The organism is Microbacterium sp. MYb64, from assembly GCF_002979495.1.
In the GTDB taxonomy this organism is placed as follows: Bacteria; Actinomycetota; Actinomycetes; order Actinomycetales; family Microbacteriaceae; genus Microbacterium; species Microbacterium azadirachtae_A.
This window is the reverse complement of sequence record NZ_PCOW01000012.1, coordinates 77,502-92,575: the sequence shown is the minus strand read 5'-3', so window position 1 is coordinate 92,575 and position 15,074 is coordinate 77,502. Positions and strand designations below refer to the sequence as shown.

Genomic DNA, 15,074 nt, shown 5'->3' with positions numbered 1-15,074 from the left:
GACGGACGTGCCGGCTGTCGAGTACGGAACCGACGGTAGATACGGCACGAGCGCCGCGGGGGAGTTCTTTCGGGGCCGTAAGGAACCGGGATCCGGCAGGTGCGGCGGGATTAGCCTCTGAACATGGAGACGTCAGCGATCGCGCCGCCCCGCGTGGTGGTCGTCGAAGACGACCCCACCGTGCGTGCCGCGGTCGAGCGCTACCTCGGCGCGAACGGCTACCTCGTCGAAGCTTTCGGGGACGGGATCTCGGCGCAGCGCGCGGTGCGGGCGGATCCGCCCGATGTGCTCATCGTCGATCGCATGCTGCCGGGCATCAGCGGCGACGAGCTCGCGCGCGATGCGCGGGAGCGTTCGGCCGTGCCGATCATCATGCTCACCGCGCTCGGCGAGGTCGAGCAGCGCATCGAGGGGCTGGAGACCGGTGCCGACGACTACCTGGTGAAGCCCTTCGCGCTGCGCGAGCTGCTGCTGCGGGTCGGGGCGCTGCTGCGCCGCTCCAGGGCGGCGGCCGCGCCGACGCGCGAGATCGTGCGCGGCGACTTCCGGCTGGATCCGGCCCGCCGTCGCGTGCACGTGCGCGGGGAGGAGGTGCCGCTCGCCGCGCGCGAGTACGAGCTGCTGGCCCATCTCGTGCAGCATGACGGGGAAGTGCTGTCCCGCGACGACATCCTGCGGGAGGTCTGGGGCTGGTCGTTCGGCGAGGCCAGCACGGTGACCGTGCACGTGCGCCGGCTGAGGGAGAAGATCGAGCAGGATCCGCGTCGCCCTCTGCACCTGCTCACGGAGTGGGGTGCCGGCTACCGGTTCTCGGCGGACGGATCCGGCTCATGATGCCTCTCGGCGTCGCGGACGTGCTCCTCATCCTGCTCACGGCGCTGGTCTGCGCCGCTGTCGTCACGTGTCTGGCCTTGCTGGTCCTGCGCCGGGCACGGCGGGCCGGCTTGACGCTGCACCTGGTCGTCGTCGGCGTCGCGTCGGTGCTCGCGCTGGCGACGGGCGTGCTGGCGATCTCCGCCGAGATGTACCTGTCGGTGCACGACTTCACGGTGCTGGTGTGGGTGCTCGGAGCCGCGCTGCTGTGCGCGCTCGCGACCGCTTGGATCACCGCCCGTGCGGCGCGGAGCTCGGTGCAGGGGCTCACGGACGCGGTGCGCCGGGTCGGCGAGGGCGACGTCGTCGACGGCGGATCCAGCGGCTGGCGCGAGTTCGACGATCTGTCGGGAGAACTGGCCGAGGTATCGGCGAGACTCAGCGACGCCAGGGCCGAGCTGGAGCGGCTGGACTCCGACCGCCGCCGCTTCCTCGCCTGGATCTCCCACGATCTGCGCACCCCGCTCACCGCGATCCGCGCGCTCGCGGAGTCGGCGGAGGAGGGGCTCGCGGATCCGGAGGCATTCCCCGGCCAGGTCCGCGCTCAGGTCGAGACGATGGGCCGGATGGTCGACGATCTTTTTGAGCTGTCCCGCATCACCTCGGGCTCGCTGCGGCTGCGCGCCGAGCAGGTCGAGCTGCTCGATGTGGTCTCGGACGCCGTGGCCGACGTGCGCGCCGCGGCTGGGGCGCACGGCGTGCGGATCGTGCAGCAGGGCATCGACGGCCATGTGCTGTGGGCAGATCCGCATCAGCTCACGCGCGTGATCGTCAACCTGCTCACGAATGCCGTGCGGCACGCGCCGGAGGGATCCGAGATCCTCGTGTTCGCGGAGTCGCCGTCGCCGCACCGGCTGGTGCTCGCCGTGCTCGACCACGGCAGCGGCGTGGCCGTCGAAGACCTGGACCGCATGTTCGAGGTCGGGTGGCGCTCGGATCCATCCCGCACCGGCGGTGCCGCACCGGACGCGGTGGCGTCGGGGGCGGGGCTGGGCCTCGCGATCGCCCGCGGGCTGGCCCGCGCGCACGGCGGAGACGTCTTCGCCGAGCACACCGACGACGGCTTCTGCCTCAAGGTGCTGCTGCCCGTGACGCCGGGATCCTGAGGCTGTCGGCAGGCCTCGATCGCTCCGGCACCCGGACCGAGACCCGGGCGCACAGGATCCGGCGCCCCGGCCGGAGCGCGCCCGCTTCCCGCGGTCGGGAGCCTCCGTCCCGGCCCTGTACCGCGCGGGATCCGGGCGGGATACTGGGCTCATGCCTACCGCATCCCGGACGATCGAGATCGCCGCACCCATCGAGACCGTCTTCGCGTTCTTCACAGATCCGAGCAAGGATCCGACGTGGCGTGCAGGCGTCAAGGAGATGCAGGCGCAGGGCGGCCCCGGCGTCGGGACGACCGTGCATCAGGTGGTCGCAGGTCCCGGCGGACGGTCGATCGACGCCGACATCCGCATCACGGAGTACGTCGCGCCGCATCGCTACGCGTTCGCGACGATCGCCGGCCCCGTGCGTCCGGTCGGCAGCTACGCGTTCGACGAGACCGAGCGGGGCACGCGCGTCGCATTCACGTTGTCCGTCGAGCTGGGCGGGCTGAAGAAGCTGCTGATGGGCGGGCCGGTGCAGAAGAGCATGGATGGCGAGATGGCCGCGCTCGACAAGGCCAAGGCACTCCTGGAGGCCTGAGCGGTCTTTGAGGTCTTGGCTCCTGCCTCCTGCTCCTGATCCTGCGCCGGATCCGCGAGTCCGTCCGTCCCGGCGCATAGGCTGGGCCTCATGACCGACGTTCTTCCCTCCGGCCTCGCCATCGGCGACTTCGACCCCGCGATCCGCCCTCAGGACGACCTCTACCGGCACGTGAACCACACGTTCCTCTCCACGACCGAGATCCCCGCCGACAAAGCGCGCTGGGGATCCTTCCACCTCCTCGCCGATCAGTCCGAGAAGGACGTCCGCGCGATCATCGAGGAGGCGCAGGACGCGGAGCCCGGCACGGAGGCGCGCAAGATCGGCGACCTCTTCACGAGCTTCATGGACACCGAGCGCATCGCCGCGCTCGGCACCGCTCCTCTGGCCGAGCCGCTCGCCGCGGTCGACGCGATCACCACGATCGACGAGTTCCTCGCGACGATCGGATCCTTCGACCGTCAGGGCATCGCAGCGCTCATCGGCGTGTTCGTGGAGCCGGACCCCGGCAACCCGGAGCGCTATGTGCCGTTCGTGGTGCAGGCGGGAATCTCGCTGCCCGATGAGAGCTACTACCGTCTGGACAGCTTCGAGGCCACGCGCGCGGCCTACCGGGCGCACCTCGAGCGGATCCTGACCCTGGGCGGCGTCGCCGACGCCGCAGGCCAGGCCGACCGCGCCTTCGCGCTCGAGCACGACATCGCGGGGCACCACTGGGACAACGTGGAGAGCCGCGACGCGGTCAAGACCTACAACCTGAAGAGCTGGGACGAGTTCCAGACGCTCGTCGGCGTCGACCTCGCCTCCTGGCGCGACGCGGTCGCCGGTCCCGCCGGAGCTGACGCCTTCGCCGAGGCCGTCGTCTACCAGCCGAGCTTCTTCGAGTGGCTCGGATCCCTGCTCACCGCGGAGCGCCTGGAGGACTGGAAGGCCTGGCTGCGGGCCAAGGTCGTGCACGGCCTCGCCGCGTACCTCACGGATGACATCGTGCAGGAGAACTTCTCCTTCTACGGCACCGAGCTCACCGGGGTCCCCACGATCCGCGAGCGCTGGAAGCGCGGCGTCTCGCTCGTCGAGGGCGCGCTCGGCGACGCGGTCGGCAAGGTCTACGTCGAGCGGCACTATCCGCCGGCCGCGGAGCAGGCGATGGGCGAGCTCATCGGCAACCTGCTCGAGGCCTACCGGCAGTCGATCACCACGCTCGAGTGGATGAGCCCGGAGACCCGGGAGAAGGCGCTCGCCAAGCTCGACACGTTCACGCCCAAGATCGGGCACCCGAAGGTGTGGCGCGACTACTCGACCGTGACGGTCGACGCGGGCGACCTCATCGGCAACGCCGGTCGCGCTGCCCGGTTCGAGCACGACCGCACGATCGGCAAGGTGGGCAAGCCCATCGACCGCGACGAGTGGTTCATGCCTCCGCAGATGGTGAACGCGTACTACAACCCGCTCATGAACGAGATCGTGTTCCCCGCGGCGATCCTGCAGTACCCGTTCTTCGATGCAGGGCGGGACGCGGCGGCCAACTACGGCGGGATCGGATCCGTCATCGGTCACGAGATCGGACACGGTTTCGACGACCAGGGCAGCCGCTACGACGGCGACGGCAAGCTGCAGGACTGGTGGACGGACGATGACCGCGCCGCGTTCGAGAAGCGCACCACGTCGCTCATCGCGCAGTACGAGGCGCTCGTGCCGGAGGGGCTGAGTGCCGAGCACCACGTGAACGGCGCCCTCACGATCGGCGAGAACATCGGCGACCTCGGCGGCCTCGGCATCGCGCTGAAGGCGTACGAGATCGCTCTCGGCGGCGCAGAGGCGCCCGTCATCGACGGCCTGACCGGCGTGCAGCGCCTGTTGCTGTCGTGGGCACAGGTGTGGCAGCAGAAGAGCCGCGAGGCCGAGACGATCCGCCTGCTCACGATCGACCCGCACTCGCCTAACGAGTTCCGCTGCAACCAGATCCTCCGCAACATCGACGCCTTCTACGAGGCGTTCGACGTGACCGAGTCGGACAAGCTGTGGCTCGCCCCCGAGGAGCGCGTCACGATCTGGTGACCCTCCTCGCCGCTTCCGCGATGAACGCCCGCCCCGGCCTGAGCCGGGGCGGGCGTTCCCTTTCGGTTCCCGAGCGAGCGGAGCGAGACGAGGGACGAGCGGGGCGAGACGAGGGACGTCCGCGCGGCGTCGGTTAGGCTCGCCGGATGATCCCCGCAGACTGGACCCCGCATCGCCGCGAGGACGGCGAACTCCTGGGCTGGATCCGCCCCGAAGGCGCCGACTGGCTCGCCGTCGACGTGCTCGGCCGCGAGCTCACCGGCGAGATCGACTGGCTCGACGCCGAGGCCGCGCTCGAGGAGCACGGGATCCGGTGGCTCGCGGATCCGTGGGTCCTCGAGGGCGAGGCCGAGGGGCCGCTGCGGGTGCAGATCGTCGAGGTCGTGCCCGAGGGCGAGGGCCGGATCACGGTCAAGATCGACGACTTCGGCGACATGCAGCGCCCGCCGACGCAGCGGTACGCCCTCGCGTGGCCGCTCCCCGCACGCCTGCGTCCGCACGGCCCCGGCGACCCCGACGGACGCACGATCACCCGGTAGTTCCCGGGCCGGCGCTGCCTTTCCGGGTTTCGGGGCCCGACTACCTCGGTTTTGGGGCGCACTCCGCCGGTTTGGGGCTCCACTACCTCCGTTTTGGGGCGCATCTCGTCGGTTTGGGGCGCGCTACGCCACTCATCCCGGTCGTGCTGCGCCCCAAAACGGAGGGACGCGCCCCAAACCCGGTCGTTACGTCGTCCGAGCGTCGGATCCTGCCGGTGCGGGCTGTTCTCCCCGGTGTCAGGTCCCTCTGTTTTGGGGCGAGTCTTGTCGGTTTGGGGCGCGCCACGCCGCTCATCCCGGTCGTGCTGCGCCCCAAAACGGAGCAACCCGCCCCAAACCCGGCGCGGACGTCGTCCGCGCGGGAGGATCCCACCGTGTCCGGGGTGCAGGCTAGCCTGAGCGGGAGTGGACGAGGTCGTCTCCGAGGAGGTCTCATGGTCGGTGCTGTCGCTGCTCCGGATGACCCGGCCGCGGCGCGCGGGATCGCGCGGCGCGCCCAGTCCGACGTCTACCGCGCGGGCGTGAGCGGCGCCCGGCCCGCGGTGCCGACCCAGCCGGGCGCGCTTGAGGAAGCGGCCCGTGCGGCGCTCAGCCCCGAGGCGTTCGCCTACATCGCAGGCGGAGCAGGAGCCGAGCGCACGGTCGCCGCGAACCGCGCCGCGTTCGCGCGCTGGCAGGTGTGGCCGCGTCCGCTGCGGGACGTCTCCGTGCGCGACCTCGGCACGCGTTTCCTCGGTGTCGACCGGCCCAGTCCGCTGCTGCTCGCCCCGCTCGGGGTCATGGAGCTCGCGCACCCCGACGCCGATCTGGCCGTCGCCCGGGCGGCCGCCGCGATGGGCGTGCCGTACGTGCTGTCGAACCAGGCCTCGGTGCCGATGGAGCGCATCGCCGGGTCGGTGCCAGAAGGTGCGCGGTTGTTCCAGCTGTACTGGTCCGCATCCGACGAGCTCAACGCCTCGCTGCTGCGTCGCGCCGAAGCCGCCGGTGCCGAGGCGATCGTGGTCACCCTCGACACGCATCTGCTGGGCTGGCGCACGCGCGACCTCGACCTCGGCTACCTGCCGTTCACGCGGGGCATGGGCATCGCCCAGTACACGTCGGATCCGGTGTTCCGGGAACTCGTCCGCGCGAGGGCGGGATCCTCGACCGGCGGATCCAAGGTGCGGGTCACCCCGAAGACGATCGCCGCGGGGATCTCGATCGCGCGCAACGGCGCCGCGGTCACCGGATCCCCGAGCCTGCGTGGGAATCTGCGCTCGCCGCTGCCCCGGTTGGCGGTCGAGACCTTCCTCGACGTCTTCTCGACCCCGGCCCTCACCTGGGACGACCTGGCGAAGGCGCGGACGTGGACCTCGCTTCCGCTGATCCTCAAGGGCATCGTGCATCCCGATGACGCCGCGCGCGCGGTCGATGAGGGGCTCGACGGCGTGTGGGTGTCGAACCACGGCGGCCGCCAGATCGACCAGTCCGTGCCGACGCTGGATGTGCTGCCGGCGATCGTGGAGCGGGTCGCCGGACGCGTCCCGGTCATCTTCGACTCTGGCGTGCGCGGCGGGGCGGATGCCTTCATCGCCCTCGCCCTCGGCGCGACAATGGTCGCGCTCGGACGCCCCTACGCGTACGGACTCGGAATCGCCGGTGAGACGGGCGTGCGCGAGGTCATCCGCAATGTGCTCGCCGAGCTCGACGTCACACTGGGGCTCGCCGGGCTCACGGCGGTGCGCGACGTGGATACTGCCGCTCTCCGTCGCGCGGACGGCTGACCCCTGACGCGTGACGGCTGACGCCTGACCACCGACAGCCCGCAGCCCGACCTTGGGCAGCGGATCCGGGTCGGGGAATATCCGCGCGGGTGCGGCGTTCGCGAAAGGCATGAAGGTTCTTCTCACCGGCGCGACCGGCTACATCGGTACTTCCGTCCTCGACCGGCTGCTCGCGGAAGGCCACACCGTGACCGCCCTCGTCCGCGATACGACGAAGGCGAGCGCCGTGGAGGCGGCAGGAGCGACCGCCCTCATCGGCGACGTCGCGGATTCCGGGCTCGTGACGGAGGCCGCGGCCGCCGCGGACGGCGTCATCCACACCGCCTCCACGCCCGAGGGTGACGCCGCATTCATCGACGCCGTGCTCGGTGCGCTCGAGGGCACGGGCAAGCCTTTCGTGCACACGGGCGGGATCTGGAGCTATGGCACGGCGAGCGACATCACGGAGCAGACTCCGATCGACCGGCCGGCCCTCACCGCCTGGCGCGGCGCCGGGGAGGCGAAGGTGCTCGGCGCCTCCGGCATCCGTGGCACGGTCGTCGCGCCCGCCGCGGTCTACGGACGCGGCGGCGGCCTGGTGCGGATCCTCACCGACGCGACCGGCGGGGGAGTGCTCCTGATCGGCGACGGCAGCCAGCACTGGACCAGCGTCGACGTCGACGACCTCGCCGCACTGTACGTGCTCGCGCTCGAGAGCGGTCGCGCGGGGGAGACCTACATCGGCGCCTCCGGGCAGAACCCGACGATCCGCGAGATCGGCGAAGCGATCGCGTCCGGATCCGACGTGGCGGAGGGCGTCCGCGCCGAGACCGTCGAGCAGACGCGCGCGCGGCTCGGCGAGGCGTTCGCCGACGCGCTCCTCCTCGACGAGCAGGCCTCGGGGGCCAAGGCGCGGGCCGAGCTCGGCTGGACTCCGACCGCGCGCCCGCTCCTGGACCAGCTCGCCGACGGCACGTACCTGGAGAGCGTGGTTACGCGGGCCTGAACCCGAGGTGCAGGCCTGAGTCACGGAGGCGCAGGCTGTGGTTTGGGGGCGCACCTCGCCGTTTTGGGGCGCGTTAGGCCGGAAATATGTGGCAGGGCGCGCCCCAAACCGGGAGGGTGCGCCCCAAACCGACGGCACGGCCCCGGATCCGGGACTTTTGTCGGTGGGGATCCGACGCGCCGGCCGACGGGATCTGAGGCCAGAGGCTGTGGTTCGGGGCGCGCCTCGCCGGTTTGGGGCGTGTTGGGCCGGGAATTCCTGACAGGACGCGCCCCAAAACGGGAGGGTGCGCCCCAAACCGGGGGGGGGTGCGCCCCAAACCGGGGGAGTGCGCTCCAATCCGGGGGAGTGCGCTCCGAGGCCCGCCTCACTTCGTCAGCGCACGCCCTTCATGAGCGCGAGCACGGGCTTGGCCGACACGAGCAGGCCGACGCCGACGACGATCGCGATCGCGCCGAGGATCGAGAAGTACGGGACCTCGTTGTGCGGGTCGTAGAACTGCACGAGCCAGCCCGAGATCGCGGTGCCGAGCGAGACCGAGAGGAAGAACAGCGCCACCATCTGGGTGTGGAACGCGGACGGGGCGAGCTTCGTCGCCGCGGACAGGCCGATCGGCGAGAGCAGCAGCTCGGCGACCGTGAAGACGAACAGGATCCCGATGATCGCCAGCAGCGGCGTGGAGTTCGCGGCCCCGCCGGCGAACGGCAGGAACAGCAGGAACGCGGCTCCCATGATGATCGCACCGAGCGCGAACTTCACCGGGGTCGACGGCTGGCGGGCACCGAGCTTCGTCCAGATCGCGGCGAACACCCCCGACAGCACGATGATGAAGACCGGGTTGATCGACTGCACCCACGAGACCGGCATCTCCCAGCCGAACAGGTCGCGGTTCAGGCGCTCGTCCGAGTACACGGTCAGCACGGTGAACTGCTGCTGGTACAGCGACCAGAACGCCACGCTCGTGATGAACAGCGGCAGGAAGCCCCACACCCGGGATCGTTCGGTCGCGTTGATGCGGCGGCTCGTGAGGATCACCGCGAAGTAGGCGATCGCGGCGACCGTGGCCGCGATGATCACGACCGTGGCGAGGTTGTCCGCCGTGATGACCCCGGTCAGCACGAGCGCGACGAGGATCAGGACTCCGGCGATCGCGATGACGACCGCCGTCGCGTAGCGGTTCCGCGGCAGCGGGTTCGCGATGCGGTGCGCCTCCGCGGGCAGCTTGCGTCGCCCGAACGAGTACTGCGCCAGGCCGGCGGCCATGCCGATCGCCGCGAGACCGAAGCCGAAGTGGAAGCCCAGGGTCGACTGCAGCAGGCCGGTGAGGATCGGACCGAAGAACCCGCCGAGGTTGATGCCCAGGTAGAACAGCGAGAACCCGGCGTCGCGCCGCGGATCCTCGGCCGAGTAGAGCGTGCCGACCACGGAGGTCGCATTGGCCTTGAGCCCGCCGGATCCGATCGCGACGAGCACCAGGCCGACGCCGACGCCGGCGACGCCCGGCAGCAACGCGAGGGCGATGTGTCCCGCCATGATCACGATCGCGCTGTAGAACAGCGTGCGCTCGGATCCGAGGAGCCGGTCGGCGATCCAGGCGCCGAGGATCGTCGCCAAGTAGACGGAGCCGCCGTAGGCGCCGACGATGCCGCCCGCGACGGCCTTGTCGAGCCCGAGTCCTCCGTCGGTGACGGAGTAGTACAGGTAGATGAGCAGGATGCCCTGCATGCCGTAGAAGCTGAACCGCTCCCACATCTCGACCCCGAACAGGTGGGCGAGGGCCCACGGCTGCCCGAAGAACCGGGTGTCGCGTTCGCCGTGCGGGCGGGCTTCCTGTGCGGTGCTCATCATTCCAGGGTAAGCCGCGCCGCCGCCGGCCGGGGATCGGGACGGATCAGCTCCTGGGCGCCAGCACGAACGCCCCGGTGTCATCCGGGTTCATCGCGATCTCCCACCGGAACCCGTCCGGGTCGGCGAAGTAGCCGGAATAGCCGCCCCAGTCGCGGCGTACGGCAGGCGTGACGGGGGCGCCCAGCGCGGCCGCCTCGGCGAGCACCGCGTCGACCTCGGCGTCGGTCGCCACGTTGTGCGCCAGCGTGAGCGGGGCGATGCCGGTGGCGGGCGGTGCGCCGATCTCCGCGGTGAACCCTTCCACGCTCCACAGGGAGAGGATCATCCGTTCCGCGACGGGGAGCATCAGGACCTCATCCGCCTCGAAGATCGGCTGCCATCCGAGACCGTCCACGTAGAAGGCCCTGCTGCGCGCGACATCCGCGACGGCCAAGGTGATGAAGCTCACTCGCTGTTCCATGGCAGCCATGGTGCCACCGACCTCCGACATCGGTCGCGGGCGGCGCCGGATGCGGTGCCCTCTCACGCTCCAGAGGGCACCGATAGGATTGATCTGCGCCTCTTCGTGCGCATTCCCCGCATCATCGCGACCATTGGAGCCACCGTGGCCGAACAGTCCCGTCTTGACAAGGTCATCGCCCTCGCCCGCCACCGCGGGTTCGTGTTCCAAGCGGGTGAGATCTACGGCGGTTCCCGCTCGGCCTGGGACTACGGCCCCCTCGGCACCGAGCTCAAGGAGAACATCCGGCGGCAGTGGTGGCAGACCTTCGTGCGCGGCCGGGGCGACATGGTCGGTCTCGACTCGTCGATCATCCTCCCCAAGCGCGTGTGGGAGGCGTCCGGCCACGTCGCGACGTTCACGGATCCGCTCGTCGAGTGCCTGCAGTGCCACAAGCGGTTCCGCGCCGACACCCTCATCGAGGACTTCGAGGCGCGCAAGGGCCGCTCCGCCGAGAACGGCTTGGCCGACGTGCCCTGCCCGAACTGCGGCACGAAGGGCCAGTACACCGAGCCGAAGGCGTTCTCGGGCCTGGTGAAGACCTACCTCGGCGTGGTGGACGACGAGTCGGGCGTGTACTTCCTGCGTCCCGAGACCGCGCAGGGCATCTTCGTGAACTTCTCGAACGTGCTCACTGCGAGCCGCAAGAAGCCGCCCTTCGGCATCGGCCAGGTGGGCAAGGCGTTCCGCAACGAGATCACCCCCGGCAACTTCATCTTCCGCACGCGCGAGTTCGAGCAGATGGAGATCGAGTACTTCGTGCCGCCCGCCGAGGCGCAGGAGTGGTTCGAGCACTGGGTGCAGGAGTGCTGGGACTGGTTCATCGACCTCGGGATCAGCCCGGAGAACATGCGCCAGTTCGACGTGCCGGAGGATGACCGCGCCCACTACTCGGCCGGCACGATCGACGTCGAGTACCGCTTCGGCTTCGCCGGCAAGGAGTGGGGCGAGCTCATGGGCGTCGCGAACCGCACCGACTACGACCTGTCCAGCCACAGCGAGGCCTCCGGCTCGTCGCTCAGCTACTTCGACCAGGCCTCGGGCGAGAAGTACATCCCGTACGTGATCGAGCCCTCGTTCGGCCTGACCCGCTCGATGATGGCGTTCCTCGTGGACGCCTACATCGAGGAGGAGGTGCCCAACGCCAAGGGCGGCACCGATGTGCGCACCGTGCTGAAGCTCGACCCGCGCCTCGCCCCGGTCAAGGTCGCGGTGCTGCCGCTCTCGCGCAACGAGCGCCTCTCGCCGCTCGCCCGCGAGGTCGCCGACAAGCTCCGCGGTCACTGGGCGATCGACTTCGACGACGCCGGAGCGATCGGGCGACGCTACCGCCGCCAGGACGAGATCGGCACCCCGTTCTGCGTCACGATCGACTTCGACTCGCTCGACGACAACGCCGTGACCGTGCGCGACCGCGACACCATGGCGCAGGAGCGCGTGCCGCTGGGCGAGCTCGACGCCTACCTCTCGGAGCGTCTGAAGGGCGCCTGAGCATGACGTCGGCGGCGCCCCTGCCGGGGGTCTCGGCAGGGGCGCCGCCGCGTGCACGCACCGTCGTCATCGTCCTCGCGCTCGGGATCGCGCTGGCACTCGGGTGCGCCGTCGTCGTGTTCGCCCTGCGTGGCGCGGAGGATCCGGAGTCCACGCGGCTGATGGTCCTCGGCGGGATCCCGTCGGCGCTGGTCGCGGCGATCGTCACCGCGCTCGGCCTGACCGGTTTCCCCGTCACGGCGCGTGCGGCGGCGTGGGGTGCCGGAGGTCTGGTGCTGGCCGCCGGCCTTCCCTGCGCCGTGGCGATCACGGTGCAGGACGGATACGCCGAAGGGCTGGGATCCGCTCTGCTGTTCGCGCTGCTCCTCGTGCCGCTGGCCGAGCTGCTCGGCATCCTCGTGGGCATGATCGTGCTGTGGCCGGTGGCGGTCGTGCTGCACGCCCTGACGCGGCGACGCGGGCGCACATCGCCGCGCGTCCTTCTCATCATGGTCCTGCTGCTCCTCGTCGCCGTCTCCGGTGTGACGGCCATGCTGGCCCTGGACACCCATGGATGGGCCCCGGGGCGCGGGTCGGGTCCCGCGATGCTGGGCGTCGTGTTCGGGCTCCCGATCGAGGACGTCACCGTGCGATCCGTGCCGATGCTGTGGGCGACCCGTGCCATCGTCGTGGTGATGGCGGGATGCGTCGTCGCACTGCTGGGCATCGAACGCAGCGAGGAGCGCGCTCGCCGCGAACCTCGAACGGGGCAGGGGCGGCGACCGCGCGGCAACCGATACCGCGGACCGGCCGAGTAGTCCGACAGGTCAGCGGGCGAGCGGCGCCTCGGCGTCGAGGCCCGAGAGCTTCTCCGGATTGGCGACCGAGAACACCCGGGTGATGCGACCGTCCTCGACCGCGAAGCTCACGGCGGCGAGCAGTTCGCCCCCGACCTGGATCCCCGCGCCGAGCATGCCGTTGACGCGCAAGGGCACCACCGCGAAGGCCGTGTCGAGCTTCGCGATGCTGCCCTGCAGGAACGCCACGACGCGCTCTGCGCCGTGCAGCGGCCGCCGGGCGGCATGCCGGACGAGTCCGCCGCTGTCGGTCACCGAAACCACGTCGGGCGCGAGCACGTCCATGAGCGATTGCACGTCGCCCGAGTTCATGACCGCGATGAAGCGCTCCACGACCCGGTCGTGTTCGGAGGCGTCGACGGCGACCCGCGGACGGCGGGCGGCGACATGGTCGCGGGCGCGGTGCGCGATCTGCCGCACCGTCGCGGGCGCCTTGCCCACGGCCTCGGCGATCTCGTCGAACGGGACGTCGAACACCTCGCGCAGGACGAACACCGCGCGCTCGGTCGGTCCGAGGGTCTCGAGCACGGTCAGCATCGCGAGCGAGACGCTCTCGGCGAGCACCACGTCGTCCGCGACGTCCGGCGTGGTGCGCAGGGGCTCTGGCAGCCAGGGCCCGACGTACTCCTCGCGCCGGCGCGAGGCCGTCCGCAGCTGATTGAGAGCCTGCCGCGTGACGATCCGCACCAGGTAGGCGCGCGGGTCGAGCACATCGCCGCGGTCGTCGGCGGACCAGCGCAGCCAGGATTCCTGCAGCACGTCCTCGGCGTCCGCAGCGGATCCGAGCATCTCGTACGCGACCGTGAACAACAGGCCGCGGTGCGTGACGAACGGATCCTCGGGCGCCGGCCGGCTCGCGTCGCTCATGCCTGCGACGTTACGCGGGTCTCGCTCCGCGTGGCCAGGGGCGCAAGACCGCAGGCGTCCGCGAAACCGTCGGAGTGGATCCCGAGCGCGATGTTGGATCGGGCCGTCGCGTTGAGGTAGCCGACCTTCGCGGCGAGCTCGAGCAGCGCAGGGGCGCCCAGCTCTGCGAGCAGCGCGTCGGAGAGCTCGTCGGTGACGGCGGGCGGCGTCAGGCTCATCGCTTCGGCGTACTCCATCACGAGTCGCTCCCGGCGCGTGAACCGGGTGGACTCGCGCCAGATCGGCACCTCGCGGGCTTTCTCCTCGTCCAGCCCCTTGTCGTGGGCCATGAAGTAGTGCAGGTCGAGGCAGAAGCTGCAGCCGACGGTCGCCGCCGCCGTCATGGCGGCCAACGTCGACAGGCTCTTGTCGAGCTCGTGCCATTTCTCGGTCTTGCGGCCGAAGTTCATCATGTCGGTGAACACCGGCCGGTGGTGCCAGAGCACCCCGATCGAGTCGGGCACCCGGCCGAACATCTTCTTCGTGGCGAACTTCACCACGGCGCCGTACAGTCCGGTCACCTCGGTCGCGGGGATGCGGGCCTGAATCGTCATGATCTGCTCCTTCTGCGGCACGGTTCTCGTGCTTTCGAACATGGAGACACCGGCCGGCGCGGAAGTGTGACATCGGCGCAGCTTCTGCGTGCTGGCCCTCGACTCGGCGAGAAACCAGATCCTGCATCAAACACCACGTCAGCCCTGGTGTCTCGTGCAGGATCTGGTTTCTCGCGGAGGGCGGAGGAGGGGATCCGGCCCATGGGACGATGGATCCGTGGAGACGACGACCTTCGCCGCGACCGACGGCTTCCCGCACACCGCCCTCGTCGGGGTCACCGGCCCAGAGGCCACCCTCGCGGTACAGGGGGATCCGCAGGCGGTGCTTCCGTTGGCCTCTGTGACGAAGCCGCTGACCGCGTGGGGCGCCCTCGTCGCGGTCGAGCGCGGGCTCGTGGATCTGGACGAGCCGGCGGGACCCGCGGGCTCGACCGTGCTGAACCTGCTCGACCACACCAGCGGGCTGCCGATGGAGGGATCCGAGCCGCAGAAGGCCCCGGGCGAGCGGCGCATCTACTCGAACGCCGGGTTCGACGCCCTCGCCGCGCATGTCGCCGACGCCGTGGGCATGGAGTTCTCGGACTGGATGCTGCGCGAGGTGACGCTTCCGCTCGGTATGGAGCGCACCGACGTGACCGGCCGCCCGTCGGCCGGGGCGTCCGCCTCGATCGAGGATCTGCTGATCTTCGGCCGTGAGGTGCTGCGTCCCACGCTCATCCCTGCCGCGCTGCGCGATCTCGCGCTCACCGTCTCGCACCAGGGGCTGCGCGGCCTCGTACCCGGCTACGGCTCCTACCCGGACAACCAGTGGGGCCTCGGTTTCGAACTCAAGGGCGTCAAGAGTCCGCACTGGCTGAGCGACGAGTTCCCGCCCGAGACCGCCGGCCACTTCGGCGCCCTCGGCAGCTTCCTGTTCATCGACCGGTCGCGCGATATCGCGGCGGCGTTCCTCTCCGGGGTGCCGTTCGGCGAGGAGCACAAGCGGATCTGGCCTCCGCTCACCGAGGAGATCGTCGCGCGCTACGGCCGCTAGGGT

14 protein-coding genes are annotated in these 15,074 nt (G+C 70.6%); 10 read left to right on the top strand and 4 right to left on the bottom strand.

What is annotated here, in order from left to right:
• The first annotated feature begins 123 nt into the window (after positions 1-123).
• The 7 genes from CQ044_RS12135 (at position 124) to CQ044_RS12105 (ending at position 7,904) form a co-directional block, all read left to right on the top strand.
• A complete protein-coding gene (locus CQ044_RS12135; RefSeq protein WP_105688696.1) occupies positions 124-834 on the top strand; it encodes a response regulator transcription factor in 711 nt (236 codons plus the stop codon).
• Positions 831-1,979 carry a sensor histidine kinase KdpD gene (locus tag CQ044_RS12130; protein WP_105688695.1) on the top strand — a complete coding sequence of 383 codons (1,149 nt, stop codon included), beginning with the start codon at positions 831-833 and terminating at the stop codon, positions 1,977-1,979. The genes CQ044_RS12135 and CQ044_RS12130 overlap by 4 nt, the downstream gene beginning before the upstream one ends.
• A gap of 151 nt (positions 1,980-2,130) precedes the next feature.
• Positions 2,131-2,559: an SRPBCC family protein gene (locus CQ044_RS12125; RefSeq protein ID WP_105688694.1), complete on the top strand. Its 429-nt coding sequence runs from the start codon at positions 2,131-2,133 to the stop codon at positions 2,557-2,559.
• Positions 2,560-2,649: 90 nt separating this feature from the next.
• Positions 2,650-4,617, top strand: coding sequence for a M13 family metallopeptidase (locus CQ044_RS12120; RefSeq protein WP_105688693.1), 1,968 nt, complete (start codon positions 2,650-2,652; stop codon positions 4,615-4,617).
• A 146-nt stretch (positions 4,618-4,763) separates the two neighbouring features.
• Positions 4,764-5,156, top strand: coding sequence for a hypothetical protein (locus CQ044_RS12115; RefSeq protein WP_045271176.1), 393 nt, complete (start codon positions 4,764-4,766; stop codon positions 5,154-5,156).
• Between the two features lie 434 nt (positions 5,157-5,590).
• Entirely contained in the window at positions 5,591-6,919 is a 1,329-nt protein-coding gene (locus CQ044_RS12110; RefSeq protein ID WP_105688692.1) for an alpha-hydroxy-acid oxidizing protein, read from the top strand.
• Positions 6,920-7,028: 109 nt separating this feature from the next.
• Positions 7,029-7,904: an NAD-dependent epimerase/dehydratase family protein gene (locus tag CQ044_RS12105; protein WP_105688691.1), complete on the top strand. Its 876-nt coding sequence runs from the start codon at positions 7,029-7,031 to the stop codon at positions 7,902-7,904.
• 375 nt (positions 7,905-8,279) lie between these two features.
• On the opposite strand, the gene CQ044_RS12100 is transcribed toward CQ044_RS12105, so the two are convergent.
• Both CQ044_RS12100 and CQ044_RS12095 read right to left on the bottom strand, forming a co-directional pair.
• A complete protein-coding gene (locus CQ044_RS12100; protein ID WP_105688739.1) occupies positions 8,280-9,749 on the bottom strand; it encodes a peptide MFS transporter in 1,470 nt (489 codons plus the stop codon).
• A 46-nt stretch (positions 9,750-9,795) separates the two neighbouring features.
• Positions 9,796-10,212 (bottom strand): VOC family protein, encoded by a 417-nt coding sequence (locus CQ044_RS12095; protein ID WP_105688690.1) that lies wholly within the window; start codon positions 10,210-10,212, stop codon positions 9,796-9,798.
• A 144-nt stretch (positions 10,213-10,356) separates the two neighbouring features.
• Between CQ044_RS12095 and CQ044_RS12090 the strand changes: the two genes are divergently transcribed.
• Together CQ044_RS12090 and CQ044_RS12085 are read left to right on the top strand one after the other, a co-directional pair.
• Entirely contained in the window at positions 10,357-11,742 is a 1,386-nt protein-coding gene (locus CQ044_RS12090; RefSeq protein WP_105688738.1) for a glycine--tRNA ligase, read from the top strand.
• A 2-nt stretch (positions 11,743-11,744) separates the two neighbouring features.
• On the top strand, positions 11,745-12,539 hold the full coding sequence (locus CQ044_RS12085; protein WP_105688689.1) for a hypothetical protein: 795 nt from the start codon (positions 11,745-11,747) through the stop codon (positions 12,537-12,539).
• 9 nt (positions 12,540-12,548) lie between these two features.
• On the opposite strand, the gene CQ044_RS12080 is transcribed toward CQ044_RS12085, so the two are convergent.
• On the bottom strand, positions 12,549-13,445 hold the full coding sequence (locus CQ044_RS12080) for an RNA polymerase sigma-70 factor (RefSeq protein ID WP_105688688.1): 897 nt from the start codon (positions 13,443-13,445) through the stop codon (positions 12,549-12,551).
• On the bottom strand, positions 13,442-14,038 hold the full coding sequence (locus CQ044_RS12075) for a carboxymuconolactone decarboxylase family protein (RefSeq protein WP_105688737.1): 597 nt from the start codon (positions 14,036-14,038) through the stop codon (positions 13,442-13,444). The genes CQ044_RS12080 and CQ044_RS12075 overlap by 4 nt, the downstream gene beginning before the upstream one ends.
• Positions 14,039-14,255: 217 nt before the next feature.
• Here CQ044_RS12075 and CQ044_RS12070 point away from each other — a divergent pair, with 217 nt between their 5' ends.
• Positions 14,256-15,071, top strand: a complete 816-nt coding sequence (locus CQ044_RS12070) for a serine hydrolase (RefSeq protein WP_105688687.1) — start codon at positions 14,256-14,258, stop codon at positions 15,069-15,071.
• The last annotated feature ends 3 nt before the right edge of the window (positions 15,072-15,074 follow it).